Raw genomic sequence first — 21,438 nt, 5'->3', positions numbered from 1 at the left:
GATCTGTAACCCCGTTACCGCAGTAGCGCTGAGGTAACGGGGTTACAGACATTTTTTCATTTCTTTTTTCGGGCGATGTCCGGGTTCTTTTCCAGCAGTTGCTCCAGTTTGCCCAAACGTTCCTTCCAGAAATTGTCAAAGAAGTTGATCCATTCCTTTAACTCGTCAAATCCTTCACGACGGAGTATACAATACCGTTCCCTTCCTTTCTCTTCAAAAGTGATGAAACCTGCCTGGTGTAATACCTTGATATGTTTCGAAATAGCAGGGCGGCTAATGTCGAACTGCTCTGCAATGGCGTTGATGGACTTTTTCTCACCTGCCAGCATAAGCAGTATCTCACGCCGGCTTGGGTCTGCGATAGCCTGAAAGCTATCTGACTGTAGTGCGGTCATCGGTAAATTTTGTAAGTGCTTGCTGGAAACGTTTGGCCACTTTGTTCTTCCAGCCCATTTCCATAATAAAGCTGCTAATATAATTCTTCATACCCTTAAATCCTGTCTGTTCCAGCTGTAATTCTGTACCACCATCTTTCGGCACGAGTATCCAGTTCACCACCGTGTCGAGATTGTACACACCTTCACTGGGTCCACCCTTGAATGAATAAGACAGTTTCTGCAAGGGGATCACTTCCAGTACCTCAAAATACATCTTACCGTCCCAGTCCATCTTCGGACGGGGTTTCGACACTTCCATCCATTTAAAGCCTACTTCCGCCCTGAAATCGCCGGAGCTCAGCGACCATTGTTTCAGTATTTCGGGGTTGGTCAGGCATTCCCATATCGTTTCTACAGGATGTGGATAGAACCACTTGAGTTTGATGTCTCTTTTCATATATGTAACTTTGAAGTTACACAAATGTATATGTAACTTTTTAGTTACGCAAATAAAAAGCGCATAAAAAAAGACAGCCAGCTATAAACAGGCTGTCCGTCAACTATTTAAATTAACTATTTAAGGCTCTTTCACGTGCTCTATCATAATCGTTGTCTCAACCTCTGCTTCTTCTTTTTGAGGCTGCTCAGTCGCCTTTGTCGATTTCTTAGCGGGCACCGCTTTTTTTACCGGAAGAGGTTTTATGACTGGTGGATTGGCAATGGAAGTTGTAGTCGTTTCTGTCCGCCGGGGAGCAGGATTACATAGATTGAATGTCACCGTCAGTTTAGGTCTCAGCGAAGGATCGGTATGTTCACTGGAAGCAAACAGGAGGTTTCTGTAATATTCTTCTCCCTGCAGCTGGATACAGAAACCATGGCTGCTGTCGGCAGGGAGGTCTGTCATATCCTGCACCAGCATTGTTACATCTACATCCACATTGTATTTCCATTGACTGCCATTAGATCCGGGAAGTACTGTCTGATGTTTGTAAGTGATATTGGGCTTGTTATTCCAGCCGATGGTGTTTTCATCCCAGCTGCCGGTTACGCGCTCAATGAAGCAATCGTTATCGCCAGCATTCCCCTGTTTAATGAATATACTACTTGTTTTACCATACAGGCTAAGCGTAGCGCTGGTGATAACAGTACCTCTGGGGATACTTTTCAAGCCGTCGAAGTCAATAAAAGTGCGGGAGTAACCGTCCTCGCCTCCCTGGCCGCCATACGTCCAGCCGGAAGCGCTGATCTCATCACGTTGTCCGAAGTTCCTGTCAGACCATTCAGGAAGACCGGTTTTGACAAATACTGTCGCATCTTTTCCATTGCAGGAATCGGGTTGAAAAATGTAGGTGGTTTGGGAGTAACCGGCATAAGCCGACAATAACAGGCCAAATAATAGTACCTGAACTTTCATGGTATAGGTTTTAATTGAGAACAAAATACTCAATAAAAACGGATTGCCCAACCCGGTATCCCAGGTCGGGCAATCCGCTTATCTATACTACTGCCGGCTTAACACAAGTGCGGCAGTGGTATGTTTACGCTGTTATGGCAAAGGTGCAGCAGCTGTGGTGGTATATACTACAGGCCATACATTTGGTGAAGGCACGCTTACGCCTTTATTTGCGCCCATTACTTTCGCATCAGCGCCGAAGTAGTACAACGGCCAGCCTTTGTAGGTAATTTGTTTCTTGCCCAATACAGTGATGATCGCAAAATCTGTTTTAGCAAATCCTGTAGGTACGTTCTTTACCTCTGATACTTCATAGATAGGCCAGATTGCATTGTGTGTTTCATCTGTGTTGGTGAAGTTATTCTTACCGGATTTGTCGTTGGCAAATTTGTACAGGGTATGACCACGGTCGTCTACCAGATATTTGGAAGCGCCTGTACCCAGGGCAATAGTACCGGTGTTGTCCAGTACATAATCTTTTCCGTCGTTGCCGTGTAACTGGAAGTTAGCTACCATTACCGTGTAGTCAGGTTTAGCTACAAACCAGATGTTGCCAACGTTTTCTCCTTTGGTTTCTCCTGCTGCTGCATCGTTAGCATAGTAATATAAAGGCCATCCTTTATAAGCAGTCTGCTTGGAGCCATCAGGACGTGTAACAGTAGTGAAATCTGCTTTGTCCAGTGAAGTGTCGATCGTCAGTTTGTCAGCTTCTACATAGAATACAGGCCATGCAGCAACACAACCATCCTTACAGGTGGGTGTACCCTGTGCATCGTTGGAGAAGAAGTACAATGTTTTACCGGTGCTGTCTGTTAATATTTTACCTAAGGTCGTGTTGTTGGCTAATAATACGGTTTTCTTAGGAGTTGGAGGAGGTGTACTGCCGCCATCGTTGTCATCTTTTGAACATGATGTTATCACTGAGGCAACGAATAGCATTGCCACTGCAGATTTTAATAAATGCATGGTGTTAGAAATTTTTAAATAAGCAAATTGTGAGCACTTGTGTCAACTACTTAATACGAGACCTGAATTGTAAAGGTTGCCTGATGATATAAAAAATCTTTTTATTGTTGTTAACTGATTGATTTCGTATAGGGTAATCGCCGTTTTTCGTTTTCTTACAATACCACGGAGGTAGCTGCACCTAATTTTGACACTGTAAATATTCAAACAACAAAAAAATATAACAAGATGTCAACACAACAAACAGCTACAATCCTCATCACCGGCGCTACCGGCAACATTGGTACGGAACTTACCAAAATCTTATCCGCGCAGGGCATACCTTTTAAAGCGATGGTGCGGTCAGTAGAACAGGCAAAAGATCTCGCAGCGCTGCCCGGTGCTACATTGGTCAAAGGTGATTTTAATGATGAAGCCTCGTTAGATGACGCACTCCAGGGGGTAGAAAAAGCTTTTTTGCTTACCAATTCTTCAGAACTTGCTGAAGAGCAGCAGCTCAGGTTTGTAGCAGCAGCTAAGAAAGCGGGCATTAAACATATTGTGAAGTTATCACAGTGGGCTGCTGATGTCAATTCCCCCGTACGTTTCCTGCGTTATCATGCTGTTGTGGAAGCAGCTATCAGGACTTCCGGTATTGCCTATACTTTTCTTCGTCCTAACCTGTTCATGCAGGGCTTCCTGGGGTTTGCAGGAGCTATCTCACTGAGGAATAAATTCTTTGCTGCTGCAGGCGATGCTGCCATTTCCCTGATAGATATAAGAGATATAGCTGCCGTAGCTGCTGCAGCGCTCACTCAGTCCGGGCATGAAAATAAAATATATGATCTAACAGGGCCGGAAGTACTGACACATCAGCAACTGGCAGCGGTATTTTCGAAGATACTCGACCGTAAGATACTATTCATAGATGTGCCTGAAGAGGCTATGAAAGAGGCTTTGCTGGGCGTTGGATTTCCTGTATGGCAGGCGGATGGTCTGCTGGAAGACTATGCACATTACCGGCTGAATGAGGCTTCAGCGGTCACCCCGGATGTGAAGGTAGTGACAGGGAAGGAGCCGCGAAGATTCGAACAGTTTGTGGAAGATTATGCTCCATTGTTTTCCTGATGGTAATTATACTTTTTCCTTACCTCCGCTGAACTGGGGCGGAAGTAAACTGATCTGTTGCCATAAGGCGTCTGCTATTTCTCTGCCTTCTTTGTTCAGGTCCTTTGTTTCATATTGAGGTTGTTCACTGTCGTCAGGTTTTACTATGTCGAACTGCCTCGGAAAAGATACATTGGAGTTTACGTTCGGCGCAATATGGTAGACGGTTGCATTTCCTCTTCTTTCAAATGATACATCGTACATATCGTGCGTGTCATTGTGCGAAATTGTTATTTGCCGGGTCATCATAAACATTGTTTTAAATACAGGTACAATAACCAGGCCATTGGCACAGTCAGAAGAAGCCCGGGAGCCGTTACAGCGATAGTAGTAACAGCTCCCGGGATGTATTATTGTTTATATGCTTTATCAAGGAACAGGTACCTGTCTGCATGCTTTTCCTGTTGAAGGGAAGACCGCAGATCTATATTCATGTACCGGGAACCTGTAGCAGCATCTGCTTCCCATCTTGGAAGAGAACTGCCATTCGGATTGCCGGTTTTAATAAAGTTCGCAAAGTAATTCAGCATCGTATTAGACACCTGGTAGTCTTCTTTGGTCCAGGCATAGACCTCGTTGTGGCGCAGATTGCCCAAAGCATATTCTATCTCCGCGGCATGAGGCGCTCCTTTGAATGTTTCTGCCGGTGTAGGTTTAGCAGCCTGAGAAGCGCTTGTTCTGATCACACCTCCCGCCAGCCCCGGCTGTGCATTACCCATTTTAGGCGTCATTGGCGGACGGCTCCTGGAGAAGATGTAACGGTACACCGGTTGCTGACTGGTGCCTGCATGCAGTACCGCCCATTTCCAGGTACTATATACAATGAACCGGTCGCTGACCAGGTCTGTGGCAGAGGCAATGACCTCTTCTTTAGTGTTCCCCGGATAGAGGCGCAGTACTTCCTCCGCATCCTGTGGATATAGTTCTTTGATCTTTCTGGCATAGTTCTCCGGAGTAGGGTCATCTTTCCAGAGCAAAGCCCTATATGGCAGTTCAGCGGAATTCCAGCCTACCAGCAGCGGCACATGTGCCTGTTCGCCAGCCGCAAAGATCTCTGCCGGCTTTTTAGGCAGCACATAACCGTCCACATTTGTTGATAATGGCGGCATACCCGGTCCGGAGGCTCTTTTCAATAATTCCTCGGCAGGAATGGCCCTCAGGGCTTCCAGCGAGCTGGCTCCTATCGCAGTAGCGAAAGCTACGCCGTTCTTTTCGGCATCTTCCTTACTGGCCGGCGGCATGGTAGGGAAGATCATTGCGCCGCTTTCGCCGATAGCCCCATTGATGAGGTCTTTGGACAGGGGAGAGGCCATCAGGGCTGATACAGAAATAGAACCGGCTGATTCGCCGGCAATGGTTACCCGCTCAGGATCGCCGCCGAAGGCGGCAATATTCTTCTTCACCCATGCCAGGGCGGCTTGCTGGTCCAGCAGTGTGTAATTGCCGGAGGCGTGGTAGGGCGCTTCTTTTGACAGGTCCGGATGGGCCAGGAGGCCAAATACCCCGAGTCGGTAATTCACCGTCAGCGTCACAATCCCTTTGCGGGCCATGCTTTCGCCGTCATAACGGCCTTCTGAACCATCTCCCGCTACCATGCCGCCACCATAAAAATAGACCAGCACCGGCCGCTTTTGTTGGGAGGGCTGGGCAGGCGCCCAGATGTTCAGGTATAAACAGTCTTCACTCATACCATTGGAGCGGAAGTTCATATCGCCGAAAATATTCCCCTGCATAGCCCTGGGGCCAAAACGATCGGCCTTCAGGACGGTGTCCCAGGCATGCACAGGTTGTGGCGCTTTCCAGCGCAGCGGCCCTACTGGCGGTTGCGCATAAGGGATGCCCCTATACACATAGATCCCGGCCGGACTGGTCGTAGTGCCTTGCACACGGCCATTTTCAGTTTTAACAACAGGAGAGGAGGAACCGGTCCGGACCTGACAATTGCCTGGCAGCCAGGCCAGCTGACTGAACAGGATGAGCGACAAACAGTATAATTTCATAACATGCATATTGATATAATTGACATAAAGGAGGTCGGCTGAAGATACTACATCGAAAATTATCAAACAATTGGCTTGGAAATATTAAATTTAACCTATACCTTATCGCCTTGTTTTAGTAAACACCGATCCATGCTAGTAAATAGACGAACCGCGTTAAAACAGGTCTTAGTAGTATCCGCAGGTCTGGCATTATTGCCTTCCTGTTTGCGGAAACCGTCTCCCGCTTCTATCTCATTGAAAAATATTGCAGTAGATGCTGAAGGAGAGAATATGCTGGCAGCGCTGGCAGATACATTGATCCCGACCACCTCTACACCAGGTGCAAAGGACGTGAAGGCGCATTTATTTGCCCTCACCATGGTGGACGATTGCATGAAAAAAGAAGATCAGCAGAAATTCCTTACCGGTATGAAAGCATTTTCAGACCTGTGCCAGAAAAAGAATGGTCATTCTTTTGAAAAGAGCAGTTCAGCCGAAAGAGCAGCGCTCCTGAAAGAACTGGAAGCTGCGGATGCCAGCAAAGACGCTGCTGCTGCATTTTACCACACCGCAAAACAACTCACCATTTACGGATATACGACTTCCGAATTTTATCTAACTAAAGTACAGGTGTACGAGCTGGTACCCGGACGTTTCCATGGAAGCGTGCCGGTTAAATCAACCAGCAAAAAGACTGCTTAATTTTATAAATCAGTATGGCGAATATTAATAAGGGGGCTCAGGACCACACATTCGATGCTATTGTTATCGGGTCTGGTATCAGTGGAGGATGGGCAGCAAAGGAATTTACAGAGAAAGGTTTAAAGACACTGGTACTGGAAAGGGGCCGCGACGTAAAACATCTCAAAGATTATCCTACTACCAATAAATATCCCTGGGAATTTCCTCACAGGGGGCAAATACCACAGGCTATACAGGATGAAGCACCTGTTGTAAGCCGTTGCTATGCTTTTAAGGAAGATGCGATGCACTTCTTTGTAAAAGATAAGGAACATCCTTACGAACAGGATAAACCCTTCGACTGGATCCGTGGATACCAGGTGGGGGGTAAATCGCTCCTGTGGGCAAGACAGACCCAACGCTGGAGCGATTTCGATTTTGAAGGCCCGGCAAGGGACGGTTTTGCGGTAGACTGGCCTATCCGCTATGCTGATATTGCTCCATGGTACAGCTATGTAGAGAAATTTGTAGGTATCTCAGGAAATAAAGACGGTATTGCCAACCTCCCTGACGGCGAATTCCTGCCACCACTGGAGATGACGGCCGTTGAAGAATATTTCAAAGGTTTCGTGGCAAAGAACTACAAGGACCGTCACGTAATATATGGTCGTTGCGCTCATCTGACAGAACCTCAGCCTATTCATATCCAGCAGGGTAGGGTACAATGCCAGAAAAGAAATCTCTGCCAGCGCGGATGTCCGTTCGGCGGTTATTTCAGCAGCAACTCGTCTACGCTGCCCTGGGCAGAAAAGACGGGCAACCTGACACTGCGTCCATTCTCAGTGGTAGACTCTATCATCTATGACGAACAGAAAGGAAAGGCAACAGGTGTGCGCGTAGTAGACACACAGACAAAAGAAACGACCGAGTACTATGCAAAGGTCATCTTTGTCAACGCTGCTGCTATCAATACAAACCTGATCCTGCTGAACTCTACTTCCAGCCGTTTCCCGAACGGATTGGGTAATGACAGCGGAGTGCTGGGTAAATATTTTGCTTTCCATAACTATCGTGGCCGTATTTCTGCCGACTATGATGGTATGCTTGATAAGACAACTGAAGGCCGCAGCCCGACCAGTGCTTACATTCCACGCTTCCGTAACGTGGCAAAACAGGAAACAGACTTCCTGCGTGGTTACGCTGCAGGTTTCAGTACCGGCAGGCGTACCTGGAACAAGACCGATGGTTTTGGTCAGACACTGAAAGATCAGCTGTTCAACCAGGAAATGGGTAACTGGTGGGTAGGTTCTCACATGATGGGAGAAACCATTCCTAAGGAAGCCAGCCAGCTCACCCTCGATAAAACGAAGAAAGACGAATGGGGAGTGCCTGTTATACATGTCAACATCGGCTATGATGACAACGACGAAAAGATGTTGAAAGACTTCTACGAGCAGATGACTGAAATGTATACCAAAGCTGGTTTTACCAACATCCGTACAGAGGACTCAAAGCAGGCCCCTGGATTGGACATTCATGAAATGGGCGGTGCACGCATGGGTAAAGATCCAAAAACATCCATCCTCAATAAATGGAACCAGATGCACGCCGTGAATAATGTATTTGTAACGGATGGTGCGTGTATGACATCCACTTCAACACAGAACCCCTCACTGACCTATATGGCGTTAACTGCCAGGGCAGTGGATTATGCGGTTGCACAGTTGAAGAAAGGGGAGATATAAAAATGTATTTATAGTAAAAAGCCTTCCTGTTGATGCGGGAAGGCTTTTTTATTTGCTGTGATAATAGCTGGATATCGCATGCATTAGTTTTTTGGATATACTTCCTCCGGCTTCTCTAAGAAATAAACGTTATTGTGAAGATACGCTGGGTCAGTTCTTATTTTATTACTGAGCAGCTTAGGCTCGATTGTCTTGTGACTCAAGTAATACTTGTAGTACGATACCCATCTTTTCTCATTTCCCTGGCGTTGCCATCCCACCACGTCCACCTTGTAAGTACCAGCTGCCTTTCCCTGTTTAAAGTGATAAAAAAGCGTGTCTCCCACTAATTGTAGTTCATCCCGTTTTTTAGTGATTTCCTCACTAAAGTGAAGGGGTTGAATGATCTGCGCAGGTGTCGCAAACGCCAGGCTCAGATCCCTTTCGTATTTCTTATGCCAGTTTTTGCCATACTTCGCCACAAGCGGGCGTGCGGCTATTTCATTATCGCGTGTGAGACTGTCTATCTGGGTCTGGAGAACACCACATCCGATCACATAGTCCTCATAGAAACCCCATTTACGGTTAACCGAGTCTGTTATTCCCTTTGTTTTAAAATACGGCAGTCCCCAGGCGTTAAAGCGTATCAGTGTATCGGGTGAATTGGTATTGCGGGAGATCGTTTGGGAGGTCCGACAGTTACAAAAAAGCAGCACTCCGGCAAACAGTAGGATATATCTCATAGGTCGTTTTTGTCAGGGCTAAGATATCAATTATTCTGCAGTCGCAAAATCTCCCGCTGACTAACCGTCGCTCAGGAGGTATGCAGCGGGATAGGAACCTTTTCAAGCTTGATATGCGGGCACCTGCTTTATGGGGCTTGCCTGTCTGTAGATTATAATCAACTCAGAACAGCAATAAAATACTACTGCCGATCAGGATACCCGTCATGCCGATAAACAGCTGCTGCTGTGGTTTCCAACCCGCAAACTGAACAGGGAAGAAATATGTCCCGATATGTTTAGCAGCAAACAGTGACAATGGTATCACACCTGCGCATAACAGGGAGATGTGTAGAAACTTCGCACTGGCTACTGACAGACCAATGCCTGTGCCTAGTGCAACATACGCCGCAAGACAGAAAGGACATTTGGGTACAAGCGCCAGGAGAAAGGCAGGCAGTATGGGTTTAATGAAGCGGATAGCCCGTCTGAAGGAACCCGCTGGCTTGTTGGCAGATACATCTGTTATTGACGCCCCCTTCTCACTTTTCGCTTCTTCAACAGATGCGGATACGTGTGCAGGAACATTGCAGGGAACTGTCTTTTCAGCATGTCCCCTGCAACAATTAAATGTACGCATGATATCAAGGTTAATGGCTGCAGCAGCTGTGTGCTTCGGGCGCCTTGGTTTGATATTTATCGTGATGTTTTACCCAATCCATGGTGTCTTCTTCATTACGTCCTTTCGGTGTCAGCTCCAGGAAATTGTAGGTGTTGAGCAGGATGTCCGCTCCTCTTGCATAAGTGGAATAAGTATGAAAAATATCTCCGTTCTCATCTTTGTAGAACACACTGAAGCCAGGTAATTCTTTTTCTGTTACAGGTATTTTTTCATAATTATATATCATTTCATTGTTGGCGATGTCTTCCGGTGTAGCGGAAACGTGGAAGTCGTAGTTGAAGTCATTTTTGTTGGAGGATACCCATTTGAAACCCCAGCCCATACGTTTGCGGAAAGGCTCAATATCTGCCATGGTACCACGTGAGATGGCTACATAAGATACATCGTGATTCATCAGGTGAACCAGCGCTCCATCTACGTGATCGGCCAGGAAGGAACAGCCGGGACATCCTTCTTTCCAGTCCGGCCCCAGCATGAAGTGTTGTACGATCAGTTGGCTGCGGCCATCAAAAAGGTCCGACAAAGTGTATTCCCGGTCAAGGCCCTGGAAAATATAATTCTTCTCCACTTTTACCCAGGGAAGCTGCATGCGCAGGCGGGTCAGATCGTCCTTCAGGTGGGTCAGCTCCTTCTCTTTCTGCATCAGCTTTTTGCGGGCCTCTAGCCATTCCTGCTGGGACACTACCGGGTGGTCAAGTGTAGCGGCTTGATCAGCAATATATTCTTTCATGTCTTTGAGGTTTAGTGTACTACAAATGTCCAAATGTATGCGCAAAGAATGGCAGGGCATTATTGCCATAATAGGGGGGGAGTTGAGACAAATTGCCGTCTTGATTACTTCCCTTATATCAGTTCGAAAGCTTTGGCCGGATATTCTTCTCCATTGATGATGACAGACAGCTGGTGTTTGCCCGGATAAAATACCCGGGTAGTGATGAGCCGGAAGGACTGTTTTCTGGAGATCTTTACCTGCTCGCCCGGAGCATAGGTCTTTTCACTGATCTTAAATACCTTTTTGGATAGGGTCCCATTCTGCTTCAGGTAATGCACGCCGTATTCCAGCCGGATCGTTTGCGGCTGCGCATCCTTGTTCCTGATGGCAAAAGAGAATTCGAGGCTGTCGCCTGTCCTGACCTTTGGCGTGAGTATTTTAAAGTCGCTGAAAGCAACGTGTGTACTGTCCAGTCCATAATGCTGCAACATCTCCTTACTGCCTTGCTTTAATAAGGTACGGCTGCCATGTTTGATAATAGCATCCGTTTCCTTGCTGATACCTTTCCATTTGGCTGCAATAGCAATAACAACGGCCGGATTGTCTTTGGCGATGTCATTCAGGCTGTTTGCCACACTGCGTCTTACCGACTCAGAAGGGTCCTGTTTGAGGTTTTCCAGAATGGGTAATATCGGCGCAGGATCTTTTTTCAGAAAAGGGATTGCCATGGCCCAGGGCAGGCGCGGACGGCTGCCTTCACTGGCCAGACGTCTCACCTTCTCGCTTTTATGTAAAGACCAGGCCAGCATCTGCTGCAACATGCGGTCACCATATTGCAGGATGAAGGGACGTACAGCAAACTCACAGGTGATGAACTGGGTCACAAATTCCAGCGCCTTTACAGACTTTTCATAGTGTTCCAGCCCATAGGTGGCGATGTAATCCGGGAAAAAGATAAACTCCAGGGCTTCTCCATATCCGGCCTTTCTGAGAGCATTGATGGTCTTTTCAATCAACAGAATAGCCTGGGGATAATCAATAGGCAGGAATTCGTGCAGAACAGCCGTTGTATGTTTCATCCGCTCTTTCAGCTCCTTCTCCTCAAAGCCTTCCTGGTAGATCTTCTCTATGAACCGTTTTTTATTAAATGAGGGCACTGTTTTGATAAGTATATCGGCGAAACCGTTATAAAAGGCAGGAGAATAAATGTCTTTCAGCAAGCTGCTCATAGTAAGGTATTTTACACGAGCAGCAAAAGTAAGTATTGTACACCGAAGGAAGGATAGAGATTAATTTGTCCGTATCCCCCGGTAATAGCGTAACTTTGTACTTTGTTTCGTCTGAAAAGTGGTAATTATGAAAATAAGTAATCCGGATATCATCCGCCTTGCAGAGATCAAATCCTATTTTCTCGACCCTCCCTACACCTTTAGGATATATAGTTATGCGAAGCCACAGGTAGATGAAGCGATCAACATCCTGAGAAAATATAGTTTTATATCGCCTGCATTGATGGGCCAGATGGAAGACCTGCGGCAATTATTTGAGCAATCTGAAAATGATGCTAACGCAACCCGCGAAAATATGCGATCTTTCGCCATATTGCTGAACCGTATTAACCGGTAAACAGGCATTGCCTTTATAAATATAGAAACCACGTAACGTATGAATGGAAAACTCTTGTTCATTGCCATTGTAATGGCATGCGGCATAGCCTGTAAACAGCAACAGCCGCCGCTGGTCAAAGAACGTTCTCCCCGGCAGGAATTCCCAGGATTGTTTGAGGCCGTCCAATCCGCTCACGTTTTTCCGGACAGTAAAACTTTCGCGGACTGTGCACCTCAGGCGTCTCCTGCAAAGATCCTTCAATATTATGCGAAAGAACAGAGTGCCGCCGGCTTTAGCCTGGCCGGCTTCGTACACAATCATTTCAATGTACCCACAGCCGCAGCAACACATTATACCTCCGATACGGGTCAGGACGTGATTGCACATATTGAATCCCTCTGGAAGGTCTTAAAACGCGACCCCGACTCCGCCAATACCTGGGGCTCGCTTATCAGCCTGCCCGCGCCATACGTTGTACCGGGGGGCCGTTTCCGTGAGGTGTATTACTGGGACAGCTATTTCACTATGCTGGGACTGAAAGAAAGCGGTCGTACAGACCTCATAGAGAGTATGATAAAGAACTTTGCTTTCCTGATCCGTACCTATGGCTTTATCCCTAACGGCAACCGTACTTACTACCTTACACGCTCGCAGCCGCCTTATTTCGCCCTGATGCTGCAATTGCTGATCTCCGCAAAGGAAGACCGCAAACAGGAGCTGCTCACTACCTACCTGGACGCCCTGGAAAAAGAATACCAGTTCTGGATGAAGCAACCTGCCGATGGTAAAACCGGCGAACACCTGGTAGTGCTGCAGGACGGGACCACCCTGAATCGCTATTATGACAGGGGGAACTGGCCCAGAGAAGAAGCGTGGACGGAAGATATCAATACCGCCAAAGCTTCCCGCCGGCAGCCCGTAGAACAGGTCTACCAGGAACTGCGCACCTGCGCGGAATCAGGCTGGGACTTCAGCAGCCGCTGGCTGGCAGACGGGAAAACACTGGGCTCTATCCACATCACCGATATTATTCCGGTAGACCTCAATTGCCTGTTATATAACCTGGAAATGACCCTGGGTGATGCTTACAGTATGAAAGGCAACACCGTCAAAGCCCTGCAGTATGAATCCGCCGCAGCGGTTCGCCGGGATGCTATTATGCGCTTCTGCTGGGACCCGAAGACGGGCTTTTTCAGGGACTACGACTTTAAAAAGGGAGCCAGAACACCCATACTGCACCTGGGAGGGATGTACCCTCTGTTTTTTGGAATTGCCCGTCAGGGACAGGCCGATAGCGCTGCTATTGTGTTAAGGCAACAGTTCCTGTATCCCGGAGGACTGGTATCTACACCGGTAGAAACGGGTGAGCAATGGGATGCCCCCAATGGCTGGGCGCCCCTGCATTGGATGACGATATCCGGCCTGCTTACCTATAAGAACGACTCCCTCGCATCAGATATCGCCGGCCGCTGGGCGCACCAGAATATCCGGGTGTTTAAACAGACAGGTAAGTTGCTGGAGAAGTATAACGTGAAAGACACATCGCTGCCTGGAGGGGGAGGAGAGTATCCCAACCAGGACGGTTTTGGATGGACGAACGGAGTGCTGTTGAAAATATTACACATGCAACAGGAAGGGATATTGAATATTGTAAAAAATATTGATACCTTATAGCATGCTTAAACCATCACAACGCCTTTTATCCATCGATGCCTTTCGCGCACTTACTATGCTGACCATGATCTTTGTAAATGATGTCAGCGGTGTGAAAAATATTCCTGCCTGGATTGAACATGTACAAGCCCAGGAAGACGGGTTAGGATTTGCCGATACGGTCTTCCCCGCCTTTCTGTTTATTGTCGGCCTTTCTATTCCCTTTGCCATTGGAAAACGTATCAGTCAGCAGAAGTCTTTTATCAGCACCGAGATGCATATCCTGGTGCGTTCACTGGCGCTGATCGTTATGGGCTTTTTCCATGTGAACCTGGAAAGTTACAGTCCGGCGGCATACTTACCATACCCGATATGGGAGCTGCTCATCACTGCCGGTTTCTTCCTGGTATGGCTGGACTATCCTCCTGAAATGGAGAAAAGAAAAAGATATACGCTGATAGGCGCTGGTATTGTATTGCTGGCAGCTATGGCCGCTTTATACAAAGGCGGGCCGGTAGAAGCGCCGCATTGGATGCAGCCTTCCTGGTGGGGCATCCTGGGCATCATTGGCTGGGCTTACCTGGTTTGTGCCACCCTCTACCTGCTGGTAAAAGGGAATTTTGGGGCTATAACCGCCATTTTAGGCATTTTCCTGCTGATAAACATACTGACCCATGCCGGGTTGCTGCACTTCAGTATTCCGGTTATAAACAATGCAGCCTCCGAATCGCTGATCATGGCAGGAGCGGTGATCTCCTCATTGTATACATTACTGGACAAAAAAGAAAAGTTAGGCTCCCTCTGGGCCGTATTCATAAGCCTGGGAGTGCTGGCAATAGTGGCTGCTTTTATATTACGTCCTTACACCGCGGGTATTTCCAAGATCCGGGCTACGCCGGCCTGGGTACTGATCTGTTCGGGCATCAGTATATTACTGTTTACCGCAATGATCTGGCTGGTAGACGTAAAAGGGAAGATGAACTGGTTTAAATGGATCCGTCCGGCAGGTACCAGCACGCTGACCTGCTACCTGATCCCTTATCTGCTCTATTCTCTCATGTTGCTGGCAGGGTTCAGGTACCCAACAGTGCTGAGTGAGGGAACCGGAGGGCTGCTCCGTTCCATCGCCATTGCTTTCCTGGTGATACTGCTGGTGGGCTGGATGGAAAAGAAAAGGATCAGACTGAAGATTTAACTGCTGCCGCCATTTCAGCCGGCTTCACGTCTGGCTGTGGCGGGATCGGTTTAATGATCATACGCAGGGCCTGGTCTCTTGTAAAGTAGGCCACGGTCCAGTTGTACATGGTCTTCAGTTTGTTACGGTAATTGATGAGCGCCATGACGTGAATGAACAGCCACATCGCCCAGGCTATAAAGCCATTGAAGTGCAGTTTAGGCTTGGGGATGTCTGCCACTGCATTATTGCGACCTATGATAGCCATAGTGCCCTTATCTACGTAACTGAATGGTTTTAGCGGTTTATTACTCGCCATTGCAGAGAAGTTATCAGCAAGCAGTTTACCCTGCTGTAAGGCTACCTGCGCCAGCTGAGGATGCCCTTCAGGGAAGTTTTTATCTGTTGTCTGTATACAGGTATCGCCAATAGCGAAGATATCGTCCACACCGATCACCCTGTTGTAGGCGTCTGTCATCATTCTTCTGCCCGCTCCGGTGCTTGCCACAGGGATGCCGTCCATCAGTCGCGCGGTTACCCCGGCGGCCCAGATCAGGGTTTTGGTTTGAATGGTGTCGCCGTTGTTCAGGATCACCTGGTCGTCCACAAAGTCTTTCACCCTGGTTTTCAGCTTGATCTTCACGCCCAGCTTACGCAAAGCATTATAAGTATGTTGCTGCGACTTTTTAGTCATCGGTTCGAGCAGGCTTTCACCTCCGTTTACCAGGTAGATCTCCCCTCCGTGTCCATGCAGTTCCGGATAATCCTTTCTCACTACATACTGACGTAATTCCGCCAGCATGCCCGATACTTCCACGCCGGTAGGGCCGCCACCCGCAATGACGATGGTGGTGAGCTTCCTCCGTTCTACGGGATCCTTGGTGATACAGGCTATTTCCAGTCGCTTTAGAAGTGTATTCCGCATTTCCAGTGCATCATTCACGTTCTTCATCGGAATAGCGTGTTTCCTGATGTTTTCGTTGCCGAAATAATTTGTTTCGGTACCTGTGGCAAAAACCAGGTAATCATACTGTATTTCGCCATTGTTCAGGTAACAGATATGTGCTGCCGGGTCTACCCGTTGGAATTCTCCCATATGGAATCGGAGATTGGGTTTATCCCGGAACAGTTTACGAAAAGGGTAACAGATGCTTGAAGTTTCCAGAAATCCCGTTGCCAGCTGATAGATCAGTGGCGGGAAGAAGTTATAGTTATTCTTATCTACCAATGTGATCTGGTAACGTTTGTCGTGTTGCAACCGTTGGGCCAGATTAATGCCTGCAAATCCTCCGCCGATGATCACTACCTTAATTGCTTGTCCTTGTGTTTCTGCGCTTTCCATTGTAAACTTATTTCCTGGTGTGTAAATCTGGTATGTAAATATAGTCAATCCGGCTTACATGATATAATCATCCCTGCCAGACGCGATTTCAGCGGTATATCTTTGAAGAGATTGTCTATTTTTGCGACACTATGAATGGAATTACATTTATACCCGATTTTATACCCGACCCCGAAGGATTGTTTAGTTCATTGAGAGAGAATGTTTTATGGGATGAAAGAATGCTTGCCCGTAAAACCGCCAGTTTTGGCGTCGCTTACAATTATTCGCAGATGAATTATCCTTTTCAGGCTTTCAGCCCTGAACTGGAAGCTATTGTAATGCGGATAAGCGATACGCTTGGTTTTACGCCCAATAATTGTCTTATAAACTATTACCTGGATGGAAAATCGAAAATGGGTTTTCATGCAGATCAGACGGATATCCTTGAGCAAGGTACGGGCATCGCGATTGTCTCTGTCGGCGAAACAAGAACGCTCCGGTTTAAAAATATCAAAGACCCATCAGAACAGAGTGATTTTCCTTTGCCTGCAGGCTCGCTGATCTATATGACACAGGAGGTACAGGATGAATGGCTGCATGCGATCCCCGCATCGGATATAAACAATGGAAGAATGAGTCTTACCTTTCGTGCAATCAAATAATCATCATTATACCATGTTTATGAAGAAACTGTTAAGCTTTTTAGTACTGATCCTTTTCGTTAGCATTTCCTCCATTCACGCCCAGCGTTACCAGGATGATATCAATACCATCCTGAAATGGGATAAGATGTATGCGCCTCCGGCGAATCCGATACTGTTCACCGGCAGCTCCTCCATCCGCAAATGGGATGACCTGGAAAGGACGTTCAGCAACTATGTGGTAATGAACAGAGGCGTAGGAGGTGCGGTAACAAACGATATTGTCCGCTATGCAAATCAGATCATTTTTCCCTATAACCCACGTCAGATAGTACTTTATGTGGGAGAAAATGACCTGGTAGAAAAAGGCGTAAATGCAGATACGATCTTTAACAGGTTTAAAAACCTGTATGCTACTATCAGAAGTAAACTGCCCAATATTCCCATTGTATATATTTCGATAAAGCCAAGTCCCAGCAGAGTAGAGTTCCTGCCTGTTGCAAGGCAGGCGAATAACCTCATTCGCACTTACATTGCCAAACAATCTAACATCATTTTCGTAGATATATTTCAACTCATGCTCGACAAGAACGGCCAGCCCAGAAAAGAACTGTTTGTGGGAGATATGCTGCACATGAATGCCCAGGGTTATGCCATCTGGAAGAAAGCGGTAAATCCGCATTTGTTGCGCCGATAGAATGCACGGGGCTAAGCCATCGGAGAGAGACGCTAAGTCCATATCTGTTGCCAGATAGATTGCAGGGGATTGCGCCCTCCGGAGAAGGTGTTAAGCCGGCATCTGTGGCATGATAGAATACCCAGCTTGCAACATCTGTAACATCTGTAAGAAAGCGATAGGCCGCATCTATTGCGCAGATAACATCGGCCTCAGCCTGTATCCTTTCCAGGGGCATGTGTTTTGCAACATCTTTTTCGTAATAAACCTACTGTTATGAAAAAGATGTTTCCGCTGTTTTTGCTCCTTGTTTATTCATGGGTGTTATATGCACAGCAGCCGAAATTGCCGCCTCCTCATGCAACAAAGTCTTATACGAATTTCAGTGATGTGGATGGTTGGGACGATGGCACGAAACCAATCGCTCCTCCGGGCTTTGAAGTCACCCTGTATGCTGATGACTTCAGGAATCCGCGTTGGTTATATGAACTGCCCAATGGAGACCTGCTGGTAGCGGAATCAAACTCGCACTTCGGCTTTTTCAAAAAGATCGGCGCTGTGCTGATCGGGGCAAGCAAATCCAACAGTACAAAGAAGAGCGCCGACCGCATCACCCTGCTGAGAGATGCCGATCATGATGGTGTTCCTGAAACGAGGACAGTGTTCCTCAAAGGCCTGCACCAGCCCTTTGGGATGTTGCTGGTAGGTAACCAGTTTTATGTGGCCAATACCGACGGTTTGGTGCGCTTCCCATATACGGAGGGCGCCACCAGTATTGATGTAAAAGGAGAGAAAATAGCCACTTTCAGCAATGGTAAGGTCAACCAGCACTGGACGCGTCATATCATTGCCAATAAGGATAAAACAAAATTCTATGTAGCGGTGGGTTGCGGTACAGACCACGGGGAGAAAGGCATGGATAAAGAGGTATTAAGGGCCAATATTCTCGAAATGAATCCCGATGGTAGTGATATGCGGGTATATGCATCCGGATTAAGAAACCCGGTAGGCATGGATTGGGCGCCCGGTACCAATACCCTCTGGACAGTGGTCAACGAACGTGATGCACTGGGCAACGACCTGGTACCCGACTACCTGACAGGTGTCAAAGAAGGCGCTTTTTATGGATGGCCTTACAGCTACTGGGGACAGCACCGGGATCCCAGGGTGCCCAATGCTCCCGAAGGACTGGTAGAAAAAGCCATTGTACCCGACTATGATCTAAAATCACATACCGCCTCTTTAGGGCTGGCCTTTTATACAAAAAACAGCTTTCCGGAAAAATATCATAATGGGGCGTTTATTACCCAGCATGGTTCCTGGAACCGCAAACCCCTCTCTGGTTATAAAGTGGTATTCGTTCCCTTCAAAAACGGCAAGCCTGCCGGAGAAGCAGAAGATTTCCTGACAGGATTTATGAAAGATAGTGTAGCGGGAGAAGTGCGTGGAAGACCAGTAGGTATCATCGTTTCCAACACCGGCGACATGTTCATTACCGACGATAAAACAAACCGCGTTTGGAAGATCTCTTATGGTACAACCAAAACCGCATACAAACAATAATAAGTAACCATCATTCAACAATCTCCGATTTCAAACAACGTATCTAACAAAACGTCAATCGGCTCCTTTAGGAGCCGCGGCGTTTGTAGCGCGGGGTTTCAACCCCGGGTGTTCGTCATCGCGGGGTGATAATGCCGTATCGTTCGTCGTGGGGGTTTCAACCCCGGGTGTCCGTCATCGCGGGGTGATAACCCCGTGTTGTTCGTCGTGGGGTTTCAACCCCGGGTGTTCGTCATCGCGGGGTGATAACCCCGTGTTGTTCGTCGTGGGGTTTCAACCCCGGGTGTTCGTCATCGCGGGGTGATAACCCCGTGTTGTTCGTCGTGGGGGGGCAACCCCGGGTGTCCGTCATCGCGGGGTGATAACCCCGGATCGTCAATTACAATGCCCCAGGGCCCAATAAATAATAATAAACAACACAATCGTCCCAAGGCACCCGCCTCCGAATTTTTTAGCTCCCCAAAAAGCAATAAGCGCTCTGAAAAATTTATTCATGGTCGATAATTTACCGGGGTTTAAAATAAACAGGCCTGATGAAATGCCTCATCAGGCCTGCAAAAATCATCTCAGTATGCTTCATACAAATGCAGCCGTTCTCTGAGCGTTGCTATCTCAGACTGCATATGCCTGATCTTGTCAAGTAAATGTTTGATCACTTCAATACCGGCCGTATTGATCCCCATCTCGCTATACCAGCGGGTATACAGCTCCAGGTCCTGCAGCTGTTCCTCTGATATGAAACGGTCGCCTTCTATAACGGTAATGGCTATTAGTCCTTCGTCTGCCAGTGAGTTAATAAAGTCGGTCTCAATTTCATGTATGCTGCAATATTGGGTAATAGCTATCATTGCTGTTTGCATAACGGATAGTTTAATGTGATGATGCTGCCAGTTGCCTGAATAGTTCTTTCTGTGCTTCGGTCAGATTGGTTGGAAGCAATATGGAATACGTGATGATCAGGTCTCCGAACACATTTTCCTGTTTATATACGGGAAATCCTTTGCCTTTTAGTCGTGCCTTTGTGCCATTCTGGGTTTCGGGTTTCACCTTTAGTTTGATCTTGCCGCTTAGGGTATCGATGGTCACATCTCCTCCCAGTATGGCGGTATAAAGATCCAGGTCCACATTCATATAGAGGTCGTTGTCCACCCTTTTAAAAACGGGATCTTCTGCTATCACAAAAGTAATGTACAGATCTCCGTTCGGCCCTCCGTTCCCTCCGGGTGCGCCATGTCCTTTCAGTTTGATAACCTGTCCGTTGGCAATACCCGCCGGTATCGTGATCCGCAGTTGCTTGTCATTTACGCTCAGCGTATGCTGATGGGTAATGTAAGCATCCCGCAGACTGATATGTAACTCCGCATTATAATCCTGACCACGGAACTTACGCCGGCTGCCACCGGTACGGTTGCCGAAGAGGGATTCAAAGAAGTCGGAGAACTGTCCCTCGGAAAAGTCACCGAAGTCCTGTTCACCGAAACCCTGTCCGCCAAAACCGCCATATCCCTGCTGACCGCCAAAGCCGGCGCCCTGTTGCTGTTTAGCCTTCTCATACTGGTCTGCATGCTGCCAGTGCTCTCCGTATGCATCGTATTTCTTGCGTTTCTCCGGGTCGCTCAATACCTCGTTGGCCTCGTTGATCTGCTGAAACTTAATCTGCGCCTCCTTATCGTTTGGGTTCATGTCGGGATGGTGTTTCCTGGCAAGCTTCCTGTACGCTTTCTTAATATCATCCTGGGAGGCTTTTTTATCTACTCCAAGTACCTTGTAATAATCTATAAAAGCCATATGTATAGTGTATATGTGCCTACTGCACAAAATCTTTGCCATCTCTCATTATAATAATTTATTTATATTTGGTACTTAAACCCTTATCCCTTGGACACACAACAACCAAATGCCGGAAGTGCTACCGGCACTTTTCGGGCTACAGAGTCATCTAAAGCAAAGATCAAAACACAAAGCATCAGGTTACTTGCATCAGGTTTGATGGGACAACTGTCATCCAAGGAGCCACTGGTTTCATTGCGTAAGTCCGGCGACTTCCAGGACTGTTACGATGTGAACCTTCACATGTACCTGCCGGATCATGCCAGGAACGTACACCTGGATGAGAACATTTCTGACTGTGGCGTGATCGAGATCTGGAATGGACCTATGGAAGTCAGAGATATTAATATTATCTATGACAATCCGGCAGGCCATCCTGAAATTTATGCCTATTCCCTGTGGGAGATCAAATTCCGTTACTGTGTGGAAGGCCGCGAAATGCCAGCTATCCGTGTACGTTATGTAATTGGTGATCCTGAAACAACAAATGGTACCGTTACCAGCGTTGAGAAGACCTGATCCGC

The 21,438-nt window shown here is 47.4% G+C and carries 23 protein-coding genes; 10 read left to right on the top strand and 13 right to left on the bottom strand.

All coding sequences use genetic code 11. The features are described from left to right. Positions 1-56: 56 nt before the first annotated feature. The 4 genes from L3C95_RS33810 to L3C95_RS33795 all read right to left on the bottom strand — a co-directional run bounded on the left by L3C95_RS33810 (position 57) and on the right by L3C95_RS33795 (position 2,796). Complete coding sequence (locus L3C95_RS33810; RefSeq protein WP_236395091.1) at positions 57-395, bottom strand: ArsR/SmtB family transcription factor; 339 nt, start codon at positions 393-395, stop codon at positions 57-59. Beyond that, positions 373-834, bottom strand: coding sequence for an SRPBCC family protein (locus L3C95_RS33805; protein WP_236395090.1), 462 nt, complete (start codon positions 832-834; stop codon positions 373-375). The genes L3C95_RS33810 and L3C95_RS33805 overlap by 23 nt, the downstream gene beginning before the upstream one ends. A gap of 120 nt (positions 835-954) precedes the next feature. Continuing rightward, the gene (locus tag L3C95_RS33800; protein ID WP_236395089.1) at positions 955-1,791 is read right to left on the bottom strand and encodes a DNRLRE domain-containing protein; all 837 of its coding nucleotides are present in this window, start codon (positions 1,789-1,791) and stop codon (positions 955-957) included. Positions 1,792-1,923: 132 nt separating this feature from the next. After that, complete coding sequence (locus L3C95_RS33795; protein ID WP_236395088.1) at positions 1,924-2,796, bottom strand: hypothetical protein; 873 nt, start codon at positions 2,794-2,796, stop codon at positions 1,924-1,926. Between the two features lie 228 nt (positions 2,797-3,024). Between L3C95_RS33795 and L3C95_RS33790 the strand changes: the two genes are divergently transcribed. After that, the gene (locus L3C95_RS33790; protein ID WP_236395087.1) at positions 3,025-3,903 is read left to right on the top strand and encodes an SDR family oxidoreductase; all 879 of its coding nucleotides are present in this window, start codon (positions 3,025-3,027) and stop codon (positions 3,901-3,903) included. Between the two features lie 6 nt (positions 3,904-3,909). Here the strand turns inward: L3C95_RS33790 and L3C95_RS33785 are convergent, their stop codons facing one another. Both L3C95_RS33785 and L3C95_RS33780 read right to left on the bottom strand, forming a co-directional pair. Next, positions 3,910-4,191 (bottom strand): hypothetical protein, encoded by a 282-nt coding sequence (locus L3C95_RS33785; protein WP_236395086.1) that lies wholly within the window; start codon positions 4,189-4,191, stop codon positions 3,910-3,912. 101 nt (positions 4,192-4,292) lie between these two features. Beyond that, the gene (locus tag L3C95_RS33780; RefSeq protein WP_236395085.1) at positions 4,293-5,942 is read right to left on the bottom strand and encodes a carboxylesterase/lipase family protein; all 1,650 of its coding nucleotides are present in this window, start codon (positions 5,940-5,942) and stop codon (positions 4,293-4,295) included. A gap of 132 nt (positions 5,943-6,074) precedes the next feature. Here L3C95_RS33780 and L3C95_RS33775 point away from each other — a divergent pair, with 132 nt between their 5' ends. Together L3C95_RS33775 and L3C95_RS33770 are read left to right on the top strand one after the other, a co-directional pair. Beyond that, positions 6,075-6,626: a gluconate 2-dehydrogenase subunit 3 family protein gene (locus L3C95_RS33775; protein WP_236395084.1), complete on the top strand. Its 552-nt coding sequence runs from the start codon at positions 6,075-6,077 to the stop codon at positions 6,624-6,626. A gap of 14 nt (positions 6,627-6,640) precedes the next feature. Beyond that, a complete protein-coding gene (locus L3C95_RS33770; protein ID WP_236395083.1) occupies positions 6,641-8,350 on the top strand; it encodes a GMC oxidoreductase in 1,710 nt (569 codons plus the stop codon). A gap of 83 nt (positions 8,351-8,433) precedes the next feature. On the opposite strand, the gene L3C95_RS33765 is transcribed toward L3C95_RS33770, so the two are convergent. The 4 genes from L3C95_RS33765 to L3C95_RS33750 form a co-directional block, all read right to left on the bottom strand. Further along, entirely contained in the window at positions 8,434-9,072 is a 639-nt protein-coding gene (locus tag L3C95_RS33765) for a hypothetical protein (RefSeq protein ID WP_236395082.1), read from the bottom strand. 163 nt (positions 9,073-9,235) lie between these two features. Then, on the bottom strand, positions 9,236-9,691 hold the full coding sequence (locus tag L3C95_RS33760) for a hypothetical protein (protein WP_236395081.1): 456 nt from the start codon (positions 9,689-9,691) through the stop codon (positions 9,236-9,238). Positions 9,692-9,701: 10 nt separating this feature from the next. After that, positions 9,702-10,463, bottom strand: coding sequence for a DUF899 domain-containing protein (locus tag L3C95_RS33755; RefSeq protein WP_236395080.1), 762 nt, complete (start codon positions 10,461-10,463; stop codon positions 9,702-9,704). Between the two features lie 113 nt (positions 10,464-10,576). Then, complete coding sequence (locus tag L3C95_RS33750) at positions 10,577-11,674, bottom strand: DNA alkylation repair protein (protein WP_236395079.1); 1,098 nt, start codon at positions 11,672-11,674, stop codon at positions 10,577-10,579. Positions 11,675-11,801: 127 nt separating this feature from the next. Between L3C95_RS33750 and L3C95_RS33745 the strand changes: the two genes are divergently transcribed. From L3C95_RS33745 to L3C95_RS33735, 3 genes are read left to right on the top strand one after another with little or no spacing between them, the layout of a single operon-like run. Continuing rightward, positions 11,802-12,071 carry a hypothetical protein gene (locus L3C95_RS33745; RefSeq protein WP_236395078.1) on the top strand — a complete coding sequence of 90 codons (270 nt, stop codon included), beginning with the start codon at positions 11,802-11,804 and terminating at the stop codon, positions 12,069-12,071. Positions 12,072-12,110: 39 nt separating this feature from the next. Then, positions 12,111-13,727, top strand: a complete 1,617-nt coding sequence (treF, locus tag L3C95_RS33740) for an alpha,alpha-trehalase TreF (RefSeq protein WP_236395077.1) — start codon at positions 12,111-12,113, stop codon at positions 13,725-13,727. 1 nt (position 13,728) lies between these two features. Then, a complete protein-coding gene (locus L3C95_RS33735) occupies positions 13,729-14,901 on the top strand; it encodes a DUF5009 domain-containing protein (RefSeq protein WP_236395076.1) in 1,173 nt (390 codons plus the stop codon). Here the strand turns inward: L3C95_RS33735 and L3C95_RS33730 are convergent. After that, entirely contained in the window at positions 14,885-16,222 is a 1,338-nt protein-coding gene (locus L3C95_RS33730) for an NAD(P)/FAD-dependent oxidoreductase (RefSeq protein ID WP_236395075.1), read from the bottom strand. The genes L3C95_RS33735 and L3C95_RS33730 overlap by 17 nt on opposite strands. A 131-nt stretch (positions 16,223-16,353) precedes the next feature. Between L3C95_RS33730 and L3C95_RS33725 the strand changes: the two genes are divergently transcribed. The 3 genes from L3C95_RS33725 (at position 16,354) to L3C95_RS33715 (ending at position 19,084) form a co-directional block, all read left to right on the top strand. Continuing rightward, on the top strand, positions 16,354-16,866 hold the full coding sequence (locus L3C95_RS33725) for an alpha-ketoglutarate-dependent dioxygenase AlkB (protein ID WP_236395074.1): 513 nt from the start codon (positions 16,354-16,356) through the stop codon (positions 16,864-16,866). Between the two features lie 19 nt (positions 16,867-16,885). Further along, positions 16,886-17,542, top strand: coding sequence for a GDSL-type esterase/lipase family protein (locus L3C95_RS33720; protein ID WP_236395073.1), 657 nt, complete (start codon positions 16,886-16,888; stop codon positions 17,540-17,542). Between the two features lie 255 nt (positions 17,543-17,797). Next, a complete protein-coding gene (locus L3C95_RS33715) occupies positions 17,798-19,084 on the top strand; it encodes a PQQ-dependent sugar dehydrogenase (RefSeq protein WP_236395072.1) in 1,287 nt (428 codons plus the stop codon). A gap of 566 nt (positions 19,085-19,650) precedes the next feature. Here the strand turns inward: L3C95_RS33715 and L3C95_RS33710 are convergent. Both L3C95_RS33710 and L3C95_RS33705 read right to left on the bottom strand, forming a co-directional pair. Continuing rightward, complete coding sequence (locus L3C95_RS33710) at positions 19,651-19,944, bottom strand: chaperone modulator CbpM (protein WP_236395071.1); 294 nt, start codon at positions 19,942-19,944, stop codon at positions 19,651-19,653. A 10-nt stretch (positions 19,945-19,954) separates the two neighbouring features. After that, positions 19,955-20,872: a DnaJ C-terminal domain-containing protein gene (locus L3C95_RS33705; RefSeq protein ID WP_236395070.1), complete on the bottom strand. Its 918-nt coding sequence runs from the start codon at positions 20,870-20,872 to the stop codon at positions 19,955-19,957. Between the two features lie 90 nt (positions 20,873-20,962). Between L3C95_RS33705 and L3C95_RS33700 the strand changes: the two genes are divergently transcribed. Further along, the gene (locus tag L3C95_RS33700; RefSeq protein WP_236395069.1) at positions 20,963-21,433 is read left to right on the top strand and encodes a hypothetical protein; all 471 of its coding nucleotides are present in this window, start codon (positions 20,963-20,965) and stop codon (positions 21,431-21,433) included. Positions 21,434-21,438: the final 5 nt, after the last annotated feature.

This window comes from Chitinophaga filiformis (assembly GCF_021646545.1).
GTDB lineage: Bacteria > Bacteroidota > Bacteroidia > Chitinophagales > Chitinophagaceae > Chitinophaga > Chitinophaga filiformis_A.
The sequence above is the reverse complement of the archived record's forward strand: the minus strand, read 5'-3'. Positions and strand labels throughout refer to the sequence as shown.